The 19,707-nt window shown below is 69.1% G+C and carries 14 protein-coding genes; 4 read left to right on the top strand and 10 right to left on the bottom strand.

The window, feature by feature from the left end:
- The 6 genes from pgaC to AB4Z48_RS06180 all read right to left on the bottom strand — a co-directional run bounded on the left by pgaC (position 1) and on the right by AB4Z48_RS06180 (position 8,708).
- Positions 1-1,317, bottom strand: a complete 1,317-nt coding sequence (gene pgaC / locus AB4Z48_RS06155) for a poly-beta-1,6-N-acetyl-D-glucosamine synthase (protein WP_441613055.1) — start codon at positions 1,315-1,317, stop codon at positions 1-3.
- Positions 1,318-1,350: 33 nt separating this feature from the next.
- Entirely contained in the window at positions 1,351-3,393 is a 2,043-nt protein-coding gene (pgaB, locus tag AB4Z48_RS06160) for a poly-beta-1,6-N-acetyl-D-glucosamine N-deacetylase PgaB (RefSeq protein ID WP_441612996.1), read from the bottom strand.
- A gap of 6 nt (positions 3,394-3,399) precedes the next feature.
- Positions 3,400-5,451 (bottom strand): poly-beta-1,6 N-acetyl-D-glucosamine export porin PgaA, encoded by a 2,052-nt coding sequence (pgaA, locus tag AB4Z48_RS06165; protein WP_441612997.1) that lies wholly within the window; start codon positions 5,449-5,451, stop codon positions 3,400-3,402.
- Between the two features lie 996 nt (positions 5,452-6,447).
- The gene (locus AB4Z48_RS06170) at positions 6,448-6,831 is read right to left on the bottom strand and encodes a hypothetical protein (protein WP_441612998.1); all 384 of its coding nucleotides are present in this window, start codon (positions 6,829-6,831) and stop codon (positions 6,448-6,450) included.
- Between the two features lie 144 nt (positions 6,832-6,975).
- On the bottom strand, positions 6,976-7,245 hold the full coding sequence (locus AB4Z48_RS06175; RefSeq protein ID WP_441612999.1) for a hypothetical protein: 270 nt from the start codon (positions 7,243-7,245) through the stop codon (positions 6,976-6,978).
- A gap of 833 nt (positions 7,246-8,078) precedes the next feature.
- On the bottom strand, positions 8,079-8,708 hold the full coding sequence (locus AB4Z48_RS06180; protein ID WP_441613001.1) for a DNA-3-methyladenine glycosylase I: 630 nt from the start codon (positions 8,706-8,708) through the stop codon (positions 8,079-8,081).
- A 150-nt stretch (positions 8,709-8,858) separates the two neighbouring features.
- Here AB4Z48_RS06180 and AB4Z48_RS06185 point away from each other — a divergent pair, with 150 nt between their 5' ends.
- The 3 genes from AB4Z48_RS06185 to AB4Z48_RS06195 all read left to right on the top strand — a co-directional run bounded on the left by AB4Z48_RS06185 (position 8,859) and on the right by AB4Z48_RS06195 (position 13,938).
- Positions 8,859-9,209, top strand: coding sequence for a DUF2314 domain-containing protein (locus AB4Z48_RS06185; RefSeq protein ID WP_441613002.1), 351 nt, complete (start codon positions 8,859-8,861; stop codon positions 9,207-9,209).
- A 92-nt stretch (positions 9,210-9,301) separates the two neighbouring features.
- Complete coding sequence (locus AB4Z48_RS06190) at positions 9,302-12,583, top strand: DUF2339 domain-containing protein (RefSeq protein WP_441613003.1); 3,282 nt, start codon at positions 9,302-9,304, stop codon at positions 12,581-12,583.
- Positions 12,580-13,938: a DUF3999 domain-containing protein gene (locus tag AB4Z48_RS06195; protein WP_441613005.1), complete on the top strand. Its 1,359-nt coding sequence runs from the start codon at positions 12,580-12,582 to the stop codon at positions 13,936-13,938. Before AB4Z48_RS06190 ends, AB4Z48_RS06195 begins: the two co-directional genes overlap by 4 nt.
- A 77-nt stretch (positions 13,939-14,015) precedes the next feature.
- On the opposite strand, the gene AB4Z48_RS06200 is transcribed toward AB4Z48_RS06195, so the two are convergent.
- Together AB4Z48_RS06200 and AB4Z48_RS06205 are read right to left on the bottom strand one after the other, a co-directional pair.
- The gene (locus AB4Z48_RS06200; RefSeq protein WP_441613006.1) at positions 14,016-15,332 is read right to left on the bottom strand and encodes an MFS transporter; all 1,317 of its coding nucleotides are present in this window, start codon (positions 15,330-15,332) and stop codon (positions 14,016-14,018) included.
- 229 nt (positions 15,333-15,561) lie between these two features.
- The gene (locus AB4Z48_RS06205) at positions 15,562-15,882 is read right to left on the bottom strand and encodes a hypothetical protein (protein ID WP_441613007.1); all 321 of its coding nucleotides are present in this window, start codon (positions 15,880-15,882) and stop codon (positions 15,562-15,564) included.
- A 281-nt stretch (positions 15,883-16,163) separates the two neighbouring features.
- Between AB4Z48_RS06205 and AB4Z48_RS06210 the strand changes: the two genes are divergently transcribed.
- Positions 16,164-17,057, top strand: a complete 894-nt coding sequence (locus AB4Z48_RS06210) for a dioxygenase family protein (protein WP_441613056.1) — start codon at positions 16,164-16,166, stop codon at positions 17,055-17,057.
- An 11-nt stretch (positions 17,058-17,068) separates the two neighbouring features.
- On the opposite strand, the gene AB4Z48_RS06215 is transcribed toward AB4Z48_RS06210, so the two are convergent.
- Both AB4Z48_RS06215 and AB4Z48_RS06220 read right to left on the bottom strand, forming a co-directional pair.
- Positions 17,069-18,199 carry an MFS transporter gene (locus AB4Z48_RS06215; RefSeq protein WP_441613057.1) on the bottom strand — a complete coding sequence of 377 codons (1,131 nt, stop codon included), beginning with the start codon at positions 18,197-18,199 and terminating at the stop codon, positions 17,069-17,071.
- 239 nt (positions 18,200-18,438) lie between these two features.
- Complete coding sequence (locus tag AB4Z48_RS06220) at positions 18,439-19,698, bottom strand: MFS transporter (RefSeq protein WP_441613008.1); 1,260 nt, start codon at positions 19,696-19,698, stop codon at positions 18,439-18,441.
- Positions 19,699-19,707 lie beyond the last annotated feature (9 nt).

Below are 19,707 nucleotides of genomic sequence, written 5' to 3' on the forward strand. Positions count from 1 at the left end.
TCAAGAATGCTCTTCAAGCCGGCTGGCATACGCCGGCGCCGGTGACGTAGGCGGCGTGGACGCGGGCGCGCCTTCGCGGATGCCGCGGTCCGGGCTGACCCACCTGGCCCGGGTGCGGCGCTGGTGCAGCAGCACGCTGGGCAAGGCGATCACCGATGCGACCATGCTGATGGTCCAGAACGCGACCGGGTACCAGATCGTGTCCAGGAAGTAGTGCAGCAGCTTGGTGTCGTAGCGGCGATCGATGACGCAGCCCACCAGGATCTGCACGCAGCAGGTCAGAAAGAGGAAGACACCGGCCCCGCGCGGCAGCCCCGCGAAGCGCCACGCCTCGGGCAGGTCGAACAGCGCGGTAGCCGCCGTCATGACCAGGGTGAAGAGCATGCAGTAGGCCCAGATCACGCTGATCGAGTACTCGAGGAAGATCGGCCACATCATCGGCTTGTTCTTGATGACGATGGGCGCCGCGTACTTCTGCAACACCTGGATGCCGCCCCGCGCCCAGCGCAGGCGCTGCTTGAAGAGGCCCTTGAAGGTCTCCGGCATCAGGATCCAGCTGAGCGCGCGCGGCTCGAAGTGCAGGCGCCAGCCGTTGACCTGCAGTTTCCAGCTGATGTCGATGTCCTCGGTCAGCATGTCGGGGCTCCAGTAGCCCACGTTGCGCAGCGCGCTCTTGCGGAACATGCAGACTACGCCGGACACGGTGAGCAGGCGGCCGTACATCTCCTGGGTCCGCTTGATCAGGCCCACGATGGACGAGAACTCGCCGACCTGCATGCGGCCCAGCAGCGAGGTCCGGGTGCGGATGCGCGGATTTCCGGTCACCGCGCCAACCCCGGCGTCGCGCAGGAAATGGCGCAGCATCCAGCCAATCGCCTCGCGGTCGAGCAAGGAATCCCCGTCGATGCACAGCAGGTACTCGGCATCGGTCAGCATGGCCGCGGTGGTCAGTCCGATGGCCTTGCCCTCATTGTTGTTCTGGTGGATCACCAGCAATTGCGGGTACTGGTCGATCAGCTCGTCGAGGATCGCCCCGGTGGCATCGCGGCTGCCGTCGTTGACGGCGATGATGTTGAAGTTGGGATAGCGCAGTTGCGCCAGGTTCGCGATCACCTCGCGTACGTTGTCCTCCTCGTTGAAGCACGGCACGATCACCGAGACCTTGGGGCAGTCGAGCGTCGCGTCTGCGCGCTTCTTCATGCGCTCTTTCCTCTCGACCAGGAAGTAGTGGAGCAGTCCGCCGGTCATCCATAGATAGGACATGAACAGCGGATAGTAGAAAACGAAATTCGATATCAGGCTCGCGGTGCTCTTCATCATTTCCCCCACTTGTTCTTCTGTGCTCGTTGGCTAGACCTTCATGCCACTGCGCGGCCGTACCAGGTTCTGCATGGACATGACGTCCCGCAGCACCGCCAGGTCCGGCTGGTTCACCATGAACTGGTCCGGGCAATAGCCGAGGTGCTTCACGCCCGCCATGCGCAACTGCCGCATCTGCTGGAGCAAGTCGGTACTGGCGATGGGGGCCTGCGTGCGGCCGTCGAGCGTCTGCAGCGCGAAGATGGTTTTCGGCAGCGCCCCGGGATGCGCCGCCACCGCGCGCGCCAGGCTTTCCAGCCACGGCGTCGAAGGCGGTCCGCCCGTGTCCGCGAAGGCCATCAGGTTGACGAAGTCGTAGTGCGCGGCGAAGGCATCGATGTCCTGCGCCAGGCGCATGCCCGCGTCGGGACGCAGGACCGCGTTGGCAGGCAGGCTGCGCACGGTCAGCACATTGCCGCCGCCCTGGTAGTCCTTGACGATTTCCCCCAGCTGGCTGGTGAAGTCGATCAGGTACTGGAGCTTGGCGCCCGACCACCTCTGCAGCAGGTCGGGGTTGGCGCGGATCGCCGCGAGTTCGCGCGGCAGGCCCCAGTCGGCGTAGACGGCAAGGGCCGCATCGCTGGCATCCTCGACATCGCTCAGGCTTGCATCCTCGCCGAACACGACGCCGTTCAGCGCGGTGTACCTGCCCAGGTCGTAGTAGATATCGCGAATCACGCCGCGGGCGAGCGGATCGAAGGGGCTGAGCCGCTGCCGCTGGCGCGGATCGAACTGCGTGGGCGGCGAGCCCGGCAACACGCCCACCAGCCGCGACTCGGCCGGGTGGCCCGCCGGCAGCTTGTAGGAAAGCACCGGCAGTGCCGCGTAGACCTGCACCCCCGCGCGGGTGATCAGCTGCCAGGCCGTGCGCGAGAACAGGTCGGCGCGAACCGGCATGTGGCGGTTGGGGAAGTAGAGCGCCTGGGCGGTGCCGCTGCCGTCGGGGTCGTGATAGGCCTGCAGGTAGACCGACTTCGGCTCGAGATCCTTGATCCGGTCGATCAGCCGCGAGAGCCTGGCTTCCTGCCGGTCCGGGTTGGGATCGTACACATCGTCGAGCGAGACGTTGACCACCCGTTCGACCGGCTGGTTGTCGCCGCGGTAGGCCGATTGCTGGCGGAACTGGCCCATCATGACGCCGGCATCCCAGTCGTAGGAAACCAGCAGGCGACGGACCTTGGTCAAGGGCACGTCGGGCGTATTGGGCCCGTCGTCCAGGGTGAAGTGCACGCTCATGCCGAGCTTGTGCGATGCCCCGATCAGCGCGGCGTTGTACATGCCATACGGCCATACCATCGAGCGCACCCGGATGCCGGTGTTGGCCTGGATCAGGTCGGAACACTTCTTCAGGTCGCCTCCGACCCGGCTCTCGTATTCCTGGTCGGTCTCGTAGCGCTTCAGGTCGGCAAAGTAGAGGTGCGCGCTGGCCGCGGGCAATTCATTGCCCTGGGGGTTGGCCACGGCGCCGTGGTGCATGTCGTGGGTGTGCGAGGCGATTTCCACCAGCCCGGATTCCGCCATTTCGCGCAGGTTTTCCCAGCTCATGAAATAGCCCGGCGCCATCACCGACTTGTGGCTGATGCGCACCGGGTCCTCCTGCGGCGTGCCGGTCCAGCGCGACACCACGGCCACCAGGGCAGGATAGTTGTACTGACGCAGCAGCGGGAAGGCCTTGGTGTACTGGCTCTTGTAGGCATCGTCAAAGGTCAGCAGCACCGCGCGCGGCGGCAGCCGCGGGCCACCGTTGCGCGAGGCGACGATCTGCTCGACGCTGACCGGATGGAAGTCGTTGCCCTTGAGCCAGGCGAAGATATTGTTGAGCGTGGCGGTGCTGATGGCACAGGTGTCGGCCACGGTTCCCACATCGGCGCGCAGGTCGTCGCGAATATCGTGGAAGGCCAGCACGCGGAAGGTCAGCCCGTCGTCCCGGTCCGCCGGCGGCAGCAGGGACAGCCCATAGGCGGCATGGACGCTATGGGTGACCGACAGCGCGCCGGCAAGCCCGATGAATTTTCGGCGGTTCAGCTTATTCATGATGGCCTATAGGGGAACGTTGAGGTTGAGGTAGATCAGCTTGGTCGTCTCGCGATTGGAGTCGAAGCGGCGGCTGCCGACGCCGATGCCGTAGGTCAGCGAAGCCTTGCGGCCCAGCCGCCAGTACTGCTCGAGGCGGGCTTCCCACAGCATGCTGTCGCCGAAGCCGTCCTGCCGGTAGCCGCCCGCGGTGACGTACACGCGCTGGCTGAACAACTTCTCGGCGTAGCGCCACGGCGTCCACTGGTACATGGTGCGCAGTTGCGCGACGTAGTCGCGCCGCGGATTGAAGTACGCGGTGCCGTCCAGCGTGTTGCTGCTCGTGCCGACATCCAGCCAGATCGACACCTGGTGGCGCGGCTGGTTCAGCAACCGCTCGTACCAGGTGCCCAGCCATTGCTGGTGCAGGTTGGTGTCGCTGTAGCGGGACGCGCCATACAGCACGTTGAAATAGCGCTGATCGTCCTGCGAAAAGCGCGCGCTTGCGTTGGCCGAGCGGCCGGTGACGCCAGCCTGGTACGCCTTCAGCGGCAGCGTGTTGTCGTCGGAGTCGACCCCGGCGCCGAAGCGCCAGCGGTCCGTGGGCTGGAAGGCCAGCGTGCCCGTGCCGCCGGTCTTGGCCTGGCCGCCGGTGGAGCGATGCACCTCCGCCGAGGCTTCCCAGCCGTCGCGCCGGAATTCGCCGCCCATGCCGTTGCGTATGCGGCTGACACTGAGGCCATCGCCGGTATCGCCGCGCGCGGAGTACTGGTGGGCGAAGACGCGCCAGTAGTCGGCCAGCGGCGACGAGTACAGCCGCGTGTCGACGCCCCAGGCGTGATCCGCCAGCGCCGCGTTGCCGCGTTCGCCAATGGCGTCGATGATCAGTTGCGGGCGCTCGTAGACGTGGTACTCGCGCTGGAAGTTCTTGACGCTGTTGTTGTCGGGGAAATTGCCATCGAACACCTTGGCGACCGCGTTGGCCTGGTCATACTGATGCAGCTCCAGCGCGGTCTTGCCGATGCCCACCAGGCTTTCGATATCGCCGGGGTGGTCGGCCTGGGCCTGGCGGTAGATGCTCTGCGAGGCGTACGGGCGCTCCAGGACCAGCGAGCCGTCGGCGCGCGCGGTCAGCAAGGAGGGGTCGAACGGCGCGTCCTTGCGCAGCGCATCGAGCGCCTGCACGCCCTCATGCACGTGATTGGTATAGAGCAGGTATTGCGCCTGCAGCTTCTTGACCCGCCCGTATTGCGGATTGGTCTTGTCTGCGTCTTCCGACAATTCGTCGTGCGCCGGCGTGTTGCGCGCCATGTTCGCGACCAGGTCACGCGCCGCTTCGTAGTGCCCCTGGTCAAGGTAGGCGAAGAACAGGCTCTCCTGCACCGTCGGCAGCGATAGCGCGTAGGGCTCGGTGGTTTCCTTGAGCGGCTCGACCGTCGTCTGCAGGGACAGTTCGTAGGCACGCGCGGCGAGGTCGGGCTTGTCGAGATAGGCGTAGGCATCGCCCGCGGCGACGTAGGCCGGGGCCGGCAACGGTTCGTTCGTCTGCGAGAGCTGCTCGTACAGCGCGGCGGCTTCCTTCATGCGCCCGCGCACCGACAAGGCAGTCAGCCGGTCGGCCTGGACGGTGCGCCGCACGCCGTTGAAATCGTCCCCCTTTTGCGCCTCCACCCGGGCCAGCAGCGAATCGGCCGCGGCGAGCGCACCATCGGCCGGAACCAGGCGGTCCTGGTCATTGGAAGCACTGGCCTGCTGTCGTGCCCAACGGATCTGCTGGGCTACGACAAGATGCTCCAGCAGCAGCAGGTCGCGGAGCGCGAATACGTCCGGACGCGCCGTTGCCTGTTCCAGCGCCAGCTTCGGCGAGCCACCCTCGGCCAGGCCGAAGATGCGCTCCCGGGTCTGATCCTTCTCCCCGGCCCCCGCCGGCTGTTCCACCCGGGCTGCCGGCTGCGGACGCGGCGCTGCCTGCCGCACGGCTTCTGCGGCGCAATGTTCGCGGGCGAATAGGGCCAATAGCACGGCTGTGGTCTTGAGCGTGGTTCGCAATCGCTTGCGACTCTGCTGGGATGCGTTCACGGTTACTCCCCCGGATTGCACTGCTAACGACAAGCAAAACGTCTCCCTTGGCGTGCGACATATCCTTGCCGGCGCCATTGCGATGCAACCTGAGAGACGGGCATCACCCAGCCGGCCGGAAGGCACCGTCGCAACGCAACGGGCCAGGCCGGCCGACCGAAACATGTCCTTGCTGAAACTCAACCAGATACCAGGGCGCCACCGGCTCGTCGCGCGCTACGCCCTGTCATTCCCATCCAATACCGTCTCGCCTTGCAATGCCGTGCACTGCGGCGGACTTGTTTCCTGATGCTTATTTGTTCTATCCCGCGGCTGCCGCCAGGGCGGTCTGCCGGGTCATTCGGGTGCTCGCCATGACTTTTCTCGCTCGCTCTTTCCTGCTGTTTTTTCCTATTTGTGCGGAGCATTATTTGGCGAATACGTCCCATAGCGACAGTGACCAGAAGCATTAGACGGCCTAGCCGAAAGTGGGACGAGGTCTAAGCCGCATGGCCATGGCTTTGTCACGTGGATGAAACTAATGCGCGCAGCCGGCAGGCGCGGCAGCGTTGCCGCGCTCGGGATGCGGCGGCGCGCGGCCCTGCGAGGACCTGCCGGGAAGCAGCGCTGGCCGCCCGCTCAGGGCGGGCCGGAAGATGTGTCGGGAAGGTATGAGGACGATGGCCGATACATCCCGTGGCGCGGGGTTGATGTACCGCCGAAGTGTGTTGTTGCGACAGCCGCAGCCGCAGCCGCAGCTGCTGTGTCCTGGCTAGCGGAGTGCCGGTGGCGCGGTCGGCAGCCGGCTGGCCGGGTTGTCGTGGATACGGGGGGGGCGCGCGCCGAGTCCGGTGGCCACGCAGGAAGCGTGTCGGAAATCATCGGCGCCGGGATGATTTATGCGTACGGCTTTTGGCTGAGGGGCAGCGACTCCCTCAACCATCAGATACCGAGGCCAGCCGCGGGCGGCTGGCCTTCTTCAACGGGGGTGCGACCACGCGGCCAGCGGCCGCGTCGCTAGCCGCCTTCGCGGGCCGTCGTGCATCGCGCCCGGTAGTCGGACTCCAGCGCATGGATCGCAGACTCGCGGGCGGCGCTGGGGCTGGTCAGTCCGGGCGTTGCCTCGATGCTGCGCCGGGTGCCGACCAGGGGCTGCTGCGCTTGCGCCGTGCGGATTTTCTGCAACAGCCCGGCGCATGCGACGCGCAGGGACTCGCCATCTTCGCTGGCGACCGTGGGTGGCATGCGGTAAGGCGTCTCGCCTCGCTGCACTGCAGTGGAAATGGCGTCGCTCACCGCTGCACTGGCGGCAGAGGGCATCGTCGGCTGGGCATGGGCCGCGCCGGCCAGCCCCAACAGGGGCAAGGCAAGCAAGGCGGAAACGTAAGGCGCAAGCGTCACATTGTCCTCCACCGGGCAGCTAGGGGCTCTTTCAGTGTAGGCGTTCGCGCACTTCTGAACAGGAGAATCGCGCCGGGCGCGGCCGCGCGTTCGTGCGAGTGCGTACCGACTGCCGGGCATGCGGCGCGGTCCGCGGCGCCATCGTCACTGCGCACGCCTCGGCTTGCCCGGGACGGGCATCACCGGGGTGGCGGCGGGTGCCGGTGCCGGCGGGGACGGCACCGAGGGCGAGCGCGCGTCGGGGGCAACCGCGCGCGGCAAGCGCAAGGCAGCGATGCCCTCGGGCGCGCTGAACGCCCGGCCGTTGCCGTAGCCGGTGGAAACGGCTTCGAGGTAGCCCGGCGGCTGGGCCTGGTCGGGCGTGAGCGCAGGGCCCGCCTGCGCCGCGGGCGGGGCGAAGGCGATGCTTTGCATGCACATTCCGAGCACCCGAACCAGGAGCACCGCGCGCCGCAGTTTACGCAATGCCACGCGCAGCCGCGGGACGGCATGGCTCTCTGGGCGCTCGGGGCATTGGATCTTCATTTGCGGTTCTCCGAAGGGGCCTGGGGCCCCGGGGACGGGAGGGCGGGCATCGGCCCCGCGCCTGATGCTCTGACCGCATGGACCGTGCCATCCCCGCCGCAACGGATCGGAGGCGCGAATGGGGATGCGCCGCCACTTGGCGGCGGCCACATGTTGGAAGTTCGCAGACAGGTGCGCTGCGCAAAGGTTGGCCGGCGGGCAACACAGGCAGGGGCGGGGGCTCAGCCGGCGGCGCCGGTCACGATGCGCCGTCGGTCCCGGTGGGCTGCCAGTGGATTCAGCGTTTTCGGCGGCGGATGTTAGGACTTCAGAAGGCTGCGACTGTGGATAACCACGCCTCGTCCTGGGGATAAGTGGGCCGGAAAGCTGTGGCCTGGCTGGGGGTGGGCTGTGGGACGTATACGTACAACTTCGTGGCGCCAAGAGCACTTCACGTATACGCACAAAGATATCCCGAGTCATAGGGGTATTCCCCTATGACTTATCTTTCCTGCAAGTCACTGAATCGAAAGGGGAAAACCAGCTTATCCACGGGAAATGGGTGCGTTTACCTACTACTACTATTTATGTATACGTAAACAATACTGAAAGACTTAAGGCAATCATTGCGGAGGCGGGCGGGGTGAACGTATACGCGTCAGCCTGCCTCGCGAAACGACGTATACGTCTGTCGCCAGGGCCTCCCCGCGTTTACGTCTGCCTCAGGTCCGCCCGGTGCCCGTTCAGCGCGGTACCTTGAACGTCTTGCGTGCGCGCAGCACCTGCTCGCGCGTGGTGCAGCCGTCCTGGTGGTCGTTGACCAGCCCCATCGCCTGCATCAGCGCATACATCGTGGTGGGGCCGACGAAGCGCCAGCCGCGCTTCTTCAGGTCCTTGGACAGCGCCGTGGATTCCGGCGAGATCGCCATGGTGCGCAGCACTTCGGGTGTCAGCACCTTGGGCCGGCTTGCCGGTTCCGGCTCGAAGCGCCAGAAATAGGCTGCCAGCGAAGACTCGGTCTCGAGCAGCTCGCGGGCGCGCTGCGCGTTGTTGATGGCTGCCTCGATCTTGCCGCGGTGCCGCACGATGCCGGCATCCCCCAGCAGGCGCTGGATATCCTTCTCGCCGAAGCGCGCCACCTTCTCGATATCGAAATTGGCAAAGCCGCGGCGGAACGCCTCGCGCTTGCGCAGGATGGTCAGCCAGCTCAGGCCGGCCTGGAAGCCTTCGAGGCAAAGTTTCTCGAACAGGCGGCGGTCGTCGTCGACGGGGAAACCCCATTCGGTGTCGTGATAGTGGCAGTAGTCTTCCAGCGTCCCGCACCAGCCGCAGCGCTGGCGTTCTGGCGTGGTGGCTTCCTTCTTGGCAGGCATCTTGGCTTTTCTCCTTGGAGGCGTCATCTTAAGGCCGCCGGCGTGGCCTGTCGTGTCCGCGACGCATGCCAGTGATGCACGATGAGGGCATTTGATACGATGTGCCATCGAGGGTGCGAACCCCTAAACCCATCAATGCACGACACCGACATGGAACAACGACTAGCCACTCTGGAAGAAGACGGCTGGCAGCTCGACGATGGCGACGCCATCGCCGCGGCCTATCCCGAAACCTTCTGGCTCCCGCCGCTGGAGCAGCGCCAGGCGCTGCAGCCCGGCCAGATCGTCAAGCTGATCTTCCGCATCCTCACCACCGACGAGCAGGACCGCGAGGAGCAGCACGTAGAGCGCATGTGGGTGGTGGTCACCGGGCGAGAGGGCGGCCTCTACAGCGGCGATCTCGACAACCAGCCCTATTGCACCGAGGAAATGGCACCCGGCATGCCGCTGTGGTTCGAGGCGCGCCACGTCATCAATATCCATAGCGACGACGAGGACTGAACGGCCCTGCCGGCCGCGCCGGGCACCCCAATGGCTCGCTTCGCTTCATCTTGCATCAACCCCTGGTCAACCTGTAAGGCGACACATAACTGATGCGCTGGATCTTCGCGGTGATTGGCATGGTGCTGGGCGCGGTGGCGGCCGGCTTCGGGGGCGCCCTGACGGGCGCCGTGCTGGGCTTCGGCTTTGGCTGGCTGGTGAGCGAGCGGCCGGCGCGGCCGCGCGCGCCGGGCGATGCGTGGGAGATTCCCGCAGGCACTGCGCAGGGCGCCACGCAGGACGCTGCCGGCCAGGCGCCGCTGCCGCTGGCGGCGCGCGTGGCCAACCTCGAGCGCGAACTGGCCGCGCTCAGGGGTGAGCTGGCGCAGCTGCGCGGCGCGGCGGGCGCGCAAGCGCTCCAGGACCCGGCGGTTGCGCAGCCTTCCTCGTCCGCGACCGAGGCAGGCGAGATGCCGGTCCGGGTCCCTGTCCTGGTCCCTGTCCCGGCCGCGGCGGCAGCGCCACCATCCATTGCCATGCCCGCGGCGATCCCGGTGCCGCCGGTGGTCGCACAGCCGCCGGTATCGCCGGCGGTGGTTCCGCCCGCGCCGCCGCTCTCCACGCCGCTCGGCCCGCAGGAGCCGGACTTTGTCCAGCGCGCGCTGTCTGCCGCGCGCGACTGGCTGCTCGGCGGCAACAGCGTGGTGCGGGTCGGCGTGCTGATCCTGTTCTTCGGCGTAGCCTTCCTGCTCAAGTACGCGTCCGACAACGCGATGCTGCCGGTGGAGTTCCGCCTTGCCGGCGTGGCCGCCGGCGCGGTGGCGCTGCTGGCGATGGGCTGGCTCCTGCGCGAGCGCCGCGCCACCTACGCGCTGGTGCTGCAGGGCGGCGGCGTGGGCGTGCTGTACCTCACGGTGTTCGCCGCCACCAAGCTGTATGGCCTGCTGCCGGCGGCGGCGGCCTTCCCGCTGCTGGTGGCGATCTGCGTGCTGGCCGGCGGCCTGGCGGTGCTGCAGAACGCGGCAGTGCTGGCATTCACGGGCAGCGCCGGCGGCTTTCTCGCCCCGGTACTGATCTCCACCGGCGGCGGCAGCCACGTGATGCTGTTCAGCTACTACGCGCTGCTCAACGCCGGCATCTTCGCCATTGCCTGGTTCCGCGCCTGGCGCCAGCTCAACCTGCTCGGCTTTGCCTTCACCTTCGGCATCGGCACGGCATGGGGCGCGTTCAACTACCGCCCCGCGCTGCTGGCCAGCACCGAGCCCTTCCTGATCCTGTTCTTCCTGATGTACACCGGCATCGCGCTGCTCTATGCGCTGCGCCGGCAGGTCAGCCTGAAGGACTACGTGGACGGCACGCTGGTGTTCGGCACGCCGCTGCTGGCGATGGGCCTGCAGGCCGCGCTGGTGCGCAATATCCCGTTTGCCATGGCATGGAGCGCGGTCGCGCTGGCGGCCTTCTACCTCGGCCTGGCCGCATGGCTGTCGGCGCGGCGCGAGCGCCTGGGGCTGCTGTTCGAGGCCATGCTGGCGCTTGGCGTCATCTTTGCCACGCTGGCCGTGCCGCTGGCTTTCGACGGGCGCACCACCAGCGCGGTGTGGGCGGTGGAGGGCGCCGCCGTGGTGTGGCTGGGCGTGCGCCAGCAGCGCCGCCTGGCGCTGGCCAGCGGCTTGCTGCTGCAACTGGCTGGCGGCATGGCCTTCGCCGCGGGCAGCCTGTCCGAGACCGCCCGGCTGGAGTGGCCTGTGCTGAACAGCCGCTATATCGGCACCTTGCTGCTGGCCGGGTCAGGCATCTTCAGCGGCTGGCGCCTGCACGGACGGCCCGAGGCACGCGCCTGGTACGCGCCGTGCGCGCCGCTGGGCCTGGCGGCGGCCGGCTGGGGCTTGCTGTGGTGGCTGGGCGGCGGCGTGGCCGAAATCCTGCACTGGCACATGCAGCGAGGCTGGCAGCCGCGGGCCCTGCTGGAGCTGCTGGCGCTGTTCGTGGCGCTCGGCGGATGGCTGGCGCACCTGGCGCGGCGCGGCCTGGCATGGCCGCTGGCGGGCATGCCGGCGCTGGCCGTGGCACCGCTGCTGGCCGTGCTGGCAGCGCTGAGCTGCGCGGCCCGATTGGCCTCGCCCTTGGCCGGCACGGGCGCGCTGGCCTGGCTGGCGGTCTTCGCTGCGACCTACGTGCTGCTGCGACGCCTGCAGGACGATGTGCCCGATGCGCTGCTGGCGCCACACCATGCGCTGCTGTTCGGGACGCTGTGCATGCTGCTGACCACGGAGGGCTACTGGCGCTTGCGCGCCTACGTGCCGGAAGGCGCGTGGAGCTGGAGCGCGTGGGCCTACGGCTACGGCGCGCTGCTGGCGCTGCTGTCGGCCTGGGGCTGGCGCCTGCGCTGGCCGGTGGCCCGCTTCGCGCGCGCCTACCTGCTGTGGGGCGCCGCGCCACTGGCGGCGCTGTTGTGGCTGTGGAGCGTGGCCAGCGTGGCCAGCGACGGCGATGCCGCCCCGCTGTTCTACCTGCCGCTGCTCAACCCGCTCGACGTGGCGCAGCTGCTCGCCGCGCTGGCGCTGGTGCTGTGGTTGCGCCGCCTTGCCGCGCTGGGGCTGGCCGGCTGCCCGCGCGTGCTGGAGTACGCCGCGTTGGCCACCGCCTTCCTGTGGTTCAACGCGGTCCTGCTGCGCACCCTGCATCATCACTTCGGCATCGGCTATGGCGTGGCGGACGTACTGCGCTCGCTGAACCTGCAACTGGTCTTCCTGGCGGGCTGGAGCGCGTTCGCGCTGGCCGGGATGGTCTGGGCGCGGCGCGACAGCCTGCTGCGCCTGTTTGCCGTGGCCTCGGCGCCCCTGGTGGTGCTGATGTGGCTGTGGACGCTGTACGCCAACCTGACCCAGGCCGGCGCCACCCTCGGCCGCGTGCCGCTGCTCAATCCGCTGGATCTCGTGCAGGTGCTGGTCTACGGCGTGGCAATGTTGTGGCTCGCGCGGGCGCGGCGCATCGGCATGCCGGTGGAGCCGTACGCTGACGGGCTCAGGGGCATCGCCGCGGCCACGCTCTTCGTCTGGCTCAACGCGATGCTGCTGCGCACGCTTCATCACTGGTCCGGCGTGCCCTACACGCTGCAGGAGCTGGGCGCATCCACGCTGGTGCAGGCCTCGCTGTCGGTGTTCTGGACCGTGCTGGCGCTGATCGTGATGGTGGCGGCCACCCGGCGCGGCACGCGCGTGCTGTGGTTCGTGGGCGGGGCGCTGCTCGGCGTGACGGTGATCAAGCTGTTCCTGCTCGACCTGTCCTTCGTCAAGGGCATCGAGCGGATCATCTCGTTTATCGGCGTGGGCGTCCTGCTGTTGCTGATCGGCTATTTCTCGCCCTTGCCGCCGAAGGCGAAGGAGGCCGCATGACACGGTTTTCCCCCGGCCCCGGCAGGCCGGCCAAGGCGCTGCTCCTGGGCGCCGTCGTGGCGCTGCTGGCCCCGGGCCTGGCGTGGGCCGAGCGCTTCGCGCTGGTCACCGAAGGCGCCGCGGCGTACTACGCGGTGACGCTGGATGCCAGCGTCTACGCCCACGCGCGGCAAGGCGGACTCGGCGACCTGCGCGTGCGCAACGGCGCCGGCGAGTTGTTGCCCTATGCGCTGGCGCTGCCGGCCGAGGCGCCCGCCGAAGTGCGCACGCTGCACGAAGTGCCGTGGTTCGCGCTGCCGGCGGCGCGCGCACCGGTCCAGGGCGCGCCCATGGGCGTGGTGATCGGCAGCGACGGCGCGCTGCGCGCGGCCAGCCCGCCGCCGCCCGCCGGCAAGCCGGCGGCCTGGCTGCTGGATCTGAGCCAGCTGCGCGCGGCGGCCAGCGCGGTGGTGATCGGCTTGCCCGAAGGCGACTTCCAGGGCGGCGTGCAAGTGACCACGAGCGACGACTTGCAGCAATGGCAGGGCGCGGGCACGGCGCAACTGCTGCGCCTGACGCGCGACGGCAGCACGCTCACACAGGACCGCGTGACGCTTGCGCGCGTGCGCGCGCGTTACCTGCGGCTGCAGTGGCTGGGCACGCCGCCGGTCCCGCTGCGCGTACAGGTCGAAACCGTGGCGGCAAGCGCGCCGCCGCCGCTGTCGCTGCAATGGCGCGACGGTATCGTCGCCACACAGGCGGGAACCGGCGACGAGTACCTGTTCGACAGCGGCGGCCGCTTTCCCGCCGAGCGCGTGCGCATCCGCCTGCCGCAGGCCAATACCGTGGCGCAGGCCACGCTGTGGTCGCGCCCCGATGCGCAATCGGCCTGGCGCCTGGCCAGCAGCATGCAACTCTTTCGCCTGGCGGGCGCCGGCGGTACCGAGCAGGAAAATGCGCCGCTGGCGATCAGCCGCAATGCCGACCGTTTCTGGCGCCTGAGCGTAGCGGGGCGCAGTGGCGGCCTGGGCAGCGGCATGCCGGAGCTGGCGCTGGGCTGGCGGCCAGCCGTGCTGACCTTTGTTGCGCGCGGCGCGGCGCCGTTTTCGCTGGCGGTGGGCGAGGCGCAGGGGACGGCGCCGGAGCCCGGGCGCGTTGCGCGCGACGAACTGCTCGCCGGTCCCGCGCCGGTAATCGGCAACGCGCATATCGCGGGCATGACGGCCTCGCCGCAGTCCGCGGCGGTGTCCGCCGATACGCGGCGCCTGGTGTTGTGGGGCGCCTTGCTGGTGGCGGTGGGCGTGCTCGGCTTCATGGCCTGGCGGTTGCTGCGCTCGCTCGGGGCGGCGCCGCCCGCCCGCGATCCGCCGCCCTGAAAAAAAAGCCAACCTCGCGGTTGGCTTCTTTTTATCCGTTCATGGCTCGCCGGCGCAATCCGGCGCCGGCGCGGCCGTCATTGCAGCGGCTTGCCGGTGCGGTCGTGCATGAACAGCAGCGCGATGAAGCTCACCACGGCGGCGGCGATCACGTAGTAGGCGGGTGCCAGCTTGCTGCCGCTCGAGGTGATCAGCCAGGTCACGATCAGCGGGGCGAAGCCGCCGAAGATGGTCACCGCGAAGTTATAGGCGAGCGACAGGCCGGTGGAGCGCACTTCGGTCGGGAACTGCTCGGCCAGGACCGCCGGCGCGGGGCCGGTGAAGGCAGCCAGCAGGATGCCCAGGATGACCTGCACCATCAGCAGCGTCTGCGTGGTCGGCGAGACGTTGAGCCAGTGGAACAGCGGGTAGGCCAGCACGCCGATGATGAGCGCCACGGTGCCCAGCATGCGCTTGCGGCCCACGCGGTCGGACAGCATGCCCATCAGCGGGCACAGCACCAGGATGATGGCGCCGCAGATGGCCGTGGACTGGAACGTGGCGCCCAGCGGCAGGCCGAGCTGCTGCTTGGCGTAGGACGGCATGTAGAACACCAGCACATAGGTGCAGACCGTCCACAGGATGGTCACGCCGAGGCCTGCCAGCACTTCGCGCGGGTGGTCGCGCAGCACCTGCGTCAGCGGCGAGAACTTGACCTTGCTGGCCTTGCGCTCGGCGCGGCGCACCTCGAAGGCGGGCGGCTCCTCCAGGTGGGAGCGGATGTACATGCCGACCGGGCCGATCAGCAGGCCGAACAGGAACGGGATGCGCCAGCCCCAGGCGTCGATCTGCTCCGGCTCCAGGCCGTTGATCACCAGTGCGCCCATGGCCGCGCCCAGCATGAAGGAGATGCCCTGGCTGGCCTGCTGCCAGCTGGCGTAGGCGCCGCGCTCTTCGTCGGGCGCGTGCTCGATCAGGAAGGCGGTGGCGCCGCCGACCTCGCCGCCGGCCGAGAACCCCTGGATCAGGCGGGCCAGCACGATCAGCGCCGGTGCCCACAGGCCGATCGACGAATAGGTGGGCGCCAGGCCGATGATGGCGGTGCCGAGCGCCATCATCAGGATGGTCAGCGTCAGCGCCGCCTTGCGGCCAACGCGGTCGGCGTAGACGCCGAGCACGATGGCGCCGACCGGGCGCATGAAGAAGCCCACGCCGAAGGTGGCGACGGTCAGCAGGAAGGAGGTGAGGTCATTGCCGGTGGGGAAGAACAGCTTGGCGATGATGAGCGCGAAGAAGCTGTAGACCGTGAAGTCGAACCATTCGAGGCCGTTGCCGATGGTGGCGGCCAGGATGGCTTTTCGTCGCTGGGCTTTGGAGATATCCGGGATCGGGGATGTTGCTGTGTTGGCTTGCATGATGCGTCTGATGCTTCTGGTGCGATAAGGAACAGGCTTGCGGTCCGCGTGCGCGCAACAGCATGCGGCGGGGACTGAAAGGCAACATGTTAAGGGATCGGGCGGCCGGCCAGGAAAAACGGGCCGGCGCGCGACCGGCCCTTGCGTGTGGCCCCAAGGTTACACCCGTACGGCGCGTGGCGTTCCCGGCGGGCGCGGCAAGGACGGATCGGCGCTGCCCGCCGCGGCGTCAGCCGGCGCGGTGCGGCCTGTGATCGCCGGGCTTGGTGGCATTGTCCTGCGCGACGTGGCGCGGCGCGCTCTCGGCGGGATCGCGCTTGCGCGTCAGCCACAGCCACAGCGCACTGGCCAGCCAGCCGGTCACGAAGAGGGTATCGCCGCAGTGATTGAGCAGCGCGGTGGCAGCGGGGAAGTTGAGGAAGCCGGCCAGCCAGGGAGCCGGGATGCGGGCTGCGATCCACAGGAGCACGGCCGGTCCGCTTGCATACACACCCGGTTGCCACCAGTTCGCATGGGGCAGTCTCGGGCTGCGGGCGGGGCGCTTGACCACGATGTTCTCCAACCGGACGCGCCGGGGCGCGCGTCGTCACCATAGGTTGCGGGTTGCGGGGCTTGCCGGAGCCGTGCCGGACCCCACGCTTGCCATCATAAGCCGATTGCCGGGGAAGTGCCGGGATCTTTAAAGCGTTGTGTGGGGCACCCAACGTTAGCCGGCGCGGTCCATGCACGCTGGCTTCAAGTTTTTTGATGGAGGAGTCCGCAAATGGCCGCTGCCAGCGCCGCCGCGTTTTGTCACACTCGGATGTATCAATGGATCAGAAGGCAGACATCATGCTTCCCGCCATCTACGTTTCCCACGGCTCTCCCATGCTCGCGCTCGAGCCGGGCCCCAGCGGCGCCGCGCTCGACGCGCTCGGCGAGCAGTTGCGCGCGCGCCAGCCGCGCGCGGTGCTGGTGATCTCGGCGCACTGGATCTACAGCACGCTGGTGGTCGGCACGCGCGAGCGGCAGGAGGCCTGGCACGACTTCGGCGGATTCCCGCGCGCGCTCTACGAACTGCGCTACAACGCGCCCGGCTCGCCGGCGCTGGCCGGCCGCGTCAAGGCCCTGGTCGAGGCGGCGCACGTGCCTGGCGCCGCGGTGGTGCTGCAGGACGAGGATCGCCCGCTGGACCACGGCGCATGGATGCCGCTGCGGCATTTCTTCCCCGCGGCCGACGTACCGGTGGTGCAACTGGCGCTCAACCCCTACCTGCCGCCCGCGGCCCAGATCGAGATTGGCCGCGCGCTCGCGCCGTTGCGCGACGAGGGTGTGCTGGTGATGGCCTCGGGCAGCTTTACCCACAACCTGCAGGAAGTGTTCGGCCCCGGCGGGCGGCGCGAGCAGCACGGCGAGGTGGCCGAGTCATATGTGGAGGCGTTCCGCGACTGGATGGGCGAGGCGCTTGCCGAGGCGCTCGCCAGCGGCGACACCACCCGCATTGCCGACTACCGCGCGCAGGCGCCATATGCCCGCCGTGCCCACCCGACCGACGAACACCTGCTGCCGTTCTTCGTGGCGCTGGGCGCGGCGCTGGGGCCGCGTGACGGCGCGCGGCCCGGGCAGCCCGCCGCGGGGGTGGCGCGCGTGGCCGACGATGTCACCTACGGCGTGCTGGCGATGGACACCTTCGTGTTCGAGGGGCAGGGCGCATCCGCCCCGGCCGCGCTCGGGGCGGCGGCCTGACGGGCGGCCGGCTACCTGGCCGGCTGCTTCCTTGCGCCCAGGTAGGGCCGCGCCAGCCGCGCGCCCACCAGCGCGATCCAGCCCATGGTGATGGCGACCACGCCCAGCCCGTAGCGAAGGCTGCTGACGTGGGCCACGCCACCGATGATGACCGGCCCCAGCAACAGGCCCACGTAGGCGAAGCGCGCGACCCGCGCGATCGCCTCGGCCGGTGCCACGCCCGGCAGGCGCGAGGCCGCCACGAAGAACACCGGCACCATGTTCGCCGCCCCCAGCCCCATCAGCGCAAAGCCGGCCAGCGCCGCCCGCGGCGACGGCCACAGCAGCGCCAGCGCGATCCCGGCGAAGGCGACCCAGGCACTGATCTTCAGCGTGCGCGCGTCCGACCAGCGCGCGCGCAGGCGGTCGCCGCCGAAGCGGCCGCACGCCATGCCGCCCGAGAAGGCGGCGTAGCCGGCGCTGATCCATGCTTGCGGTGCCTGCGCCACTTCGCGCATATAGACGCTGGTCCAGTCGTACATCGCACCTTCGCCAACCAGCCCGAGGAAGGCCATCAGGCCCAGCAGCCAGAGCGCGCGCACCGCATGGTCGCGGTGGTGGGCGGACGGCGGCGGCATCGGGTGATCCTCCAGCAACCGGGGCGCCACGCCGGCCGTGACCGCTGCCGTCAGCAGCGCCATGCCGGCGGCATGCGCCAGCGGCGGCACGCCCAGGCCCATCAGCAGGCCGCCGGCCGCGGCGCCGGCCATGCCCCCCAGGCTGAACATGCCGTGCAGTGCCGACATGATGGGCCGCGCGCGGCTGTTCTCCACCGTGGCGGCCTGCGCGTTCATGCCGACATCGAAGGCCGCGTTGGCCATGCCGAAGGCGATCAGCGCGGGGATCAGCAGGGCGAATGCCGGCATGGCCAGGATGGCCACCGTGGCCGCCGCGTAGACCAGCCCGCTCGCGCGGCTGGCGCGGGCGCTGCCGGCGCGCGCTACCCAGCGGCCCACCGGGCCCATCGCCGCGATGGCGCCGCCGGCTACCGCCAGCATGGCCAGCGAGAGCACCGCGTCGGACAGGCCGAAGCGGGCCTTGATGGTCGGGATATGCACGCCCCAGGTGGCGAAGGTGGCGCCGTTGACGAAGAACAGCGCCATGGTGGCGCGCGCGGCGTGCTCCACGCGGCGCGCGCCGGGCACGGCAGGAGACGGGTCGGGAGCGGACGGCCGGGTCAGTTCGGCAGGGGAGGAATCGGGCATATTGGCGAAGGGCACGCACCGCCGCGCCGGCATGGCGCGCCGTGCCCCGGCGGGCGCAGCGAAGTGTTCGAGCCCCGCATCGTCGCACATCGGTGCGTCGGCCGCATGACGTGCGCGCCATGCGGCGCTCGCCGGCGCTATGCCAGCGCGGTCGTGGCCGGGCGCAGCAGGCCGCGCTGGTGCAGCGCGAAGGCGAAGGCCCCCAGCGCCGACAGCGCCAGCGCCACCATCACCCACAGCATCAGCCAGTAGCCGCCGGCCGCGCGCCACAGCAGCGCGCCCAGCCAGGGCGCGGCGGCCTGCATCAGCAGCACCGGCGTCATCATCAGGCCGTTGAGCGTGGCGTAGTGATGGCGCGAGATCAGCTCCGGCATGGCCATGGCGCGCAGCATGGTGTTGATGCCGTTGGCGCAGCCGTAGAGCACGGCCGCCGCCATCAGCCACTTGCCGTAGCCGAGCGCGAAGCACACCAGGCCCACGCTCATCACCGCGTAGACCGGCAGCGACAGGCGCAGCGGATGGCGCGCCGGGAAGCGCATCATGACCAGCCGGCCCACCACCTGGGCCGGGCCGATCAGCGCCGCCACGATCAACTGCTCGCCCAGCGGCAGTCCCTTCTCGGTCAGCATCGGGATCAGGTGGGCGCCCAGCAGCGAGGCAATCACCGCCAGCGCCGTGAAGGCCAGCACCACCGCCCAGAACACCGGCTGGCGCAGCGCGAGGCGCGCGATGCCGGGCTGTGCCGGGTCGGCCAGCGGCATGGCCGGTGCCGGGGCGGCGGCGTAGCTGGCGTGCGCCAGGTAGCGCAGGCGCGCGTGCAGCGGCGCGCAGACCAGCAGGTTGAGCGCGGCGAAGCACAGCAGCGTCTCGCGCCAGCCCAGATGCAGCACCAGCCATTGCGCCAGCGGCACGAAGATCGTGCTGGCGAAGCCGGCCATCAGCGTCACCGTCATGATGGACTTCTGGTAGCCGTCGCCGAAGGCCTGGCGCAGCACCACGAAGGCCGGCTCGTACAGCGTGGTGGACATGGCCAGGCCCAGCGGTATCCACATCAGCAGGAAAGCCGCCTGGCTCGGACTCCAGGCCCATAGCATTAGCCCGCAGCCGGCCAGCGCGGAGCCGGTGGTCATGACGATGCGCGCCGGCACGCGGTCCAGCAGCCGGCCCACGGCGAACGAGCACATTGCCCACACCAGCAGGCCCAGCGAATAGCCGCCGGCGAGGAAGGGCTTGGAATAGCCCAGCGCGGCGCTCATCGGCCCGATAAAGACGGTGAAAGCGAAATAGAGGGTGCCCCAGGAAATGGTCTCGGTGATGCCGAGGGTCCAGACCAGCTGGCGCGGGGAAATGGGAGGCCGGCCGGCAGGTGGTGCGGAAGCAGCGTCTTGTGCGGTCATGGCGCGCCC

Origin of the sequence: Cupriavidus sp. 2TAF22, from assembly GCF_052115045.1 — a bacterium.
Taxonomy (GTDB): domain Bacteria; phylum Pseudomonadota; class Gammaproteobacteria; order Burkholderiales; family Burkholderiaceae; genus Cupriavidus.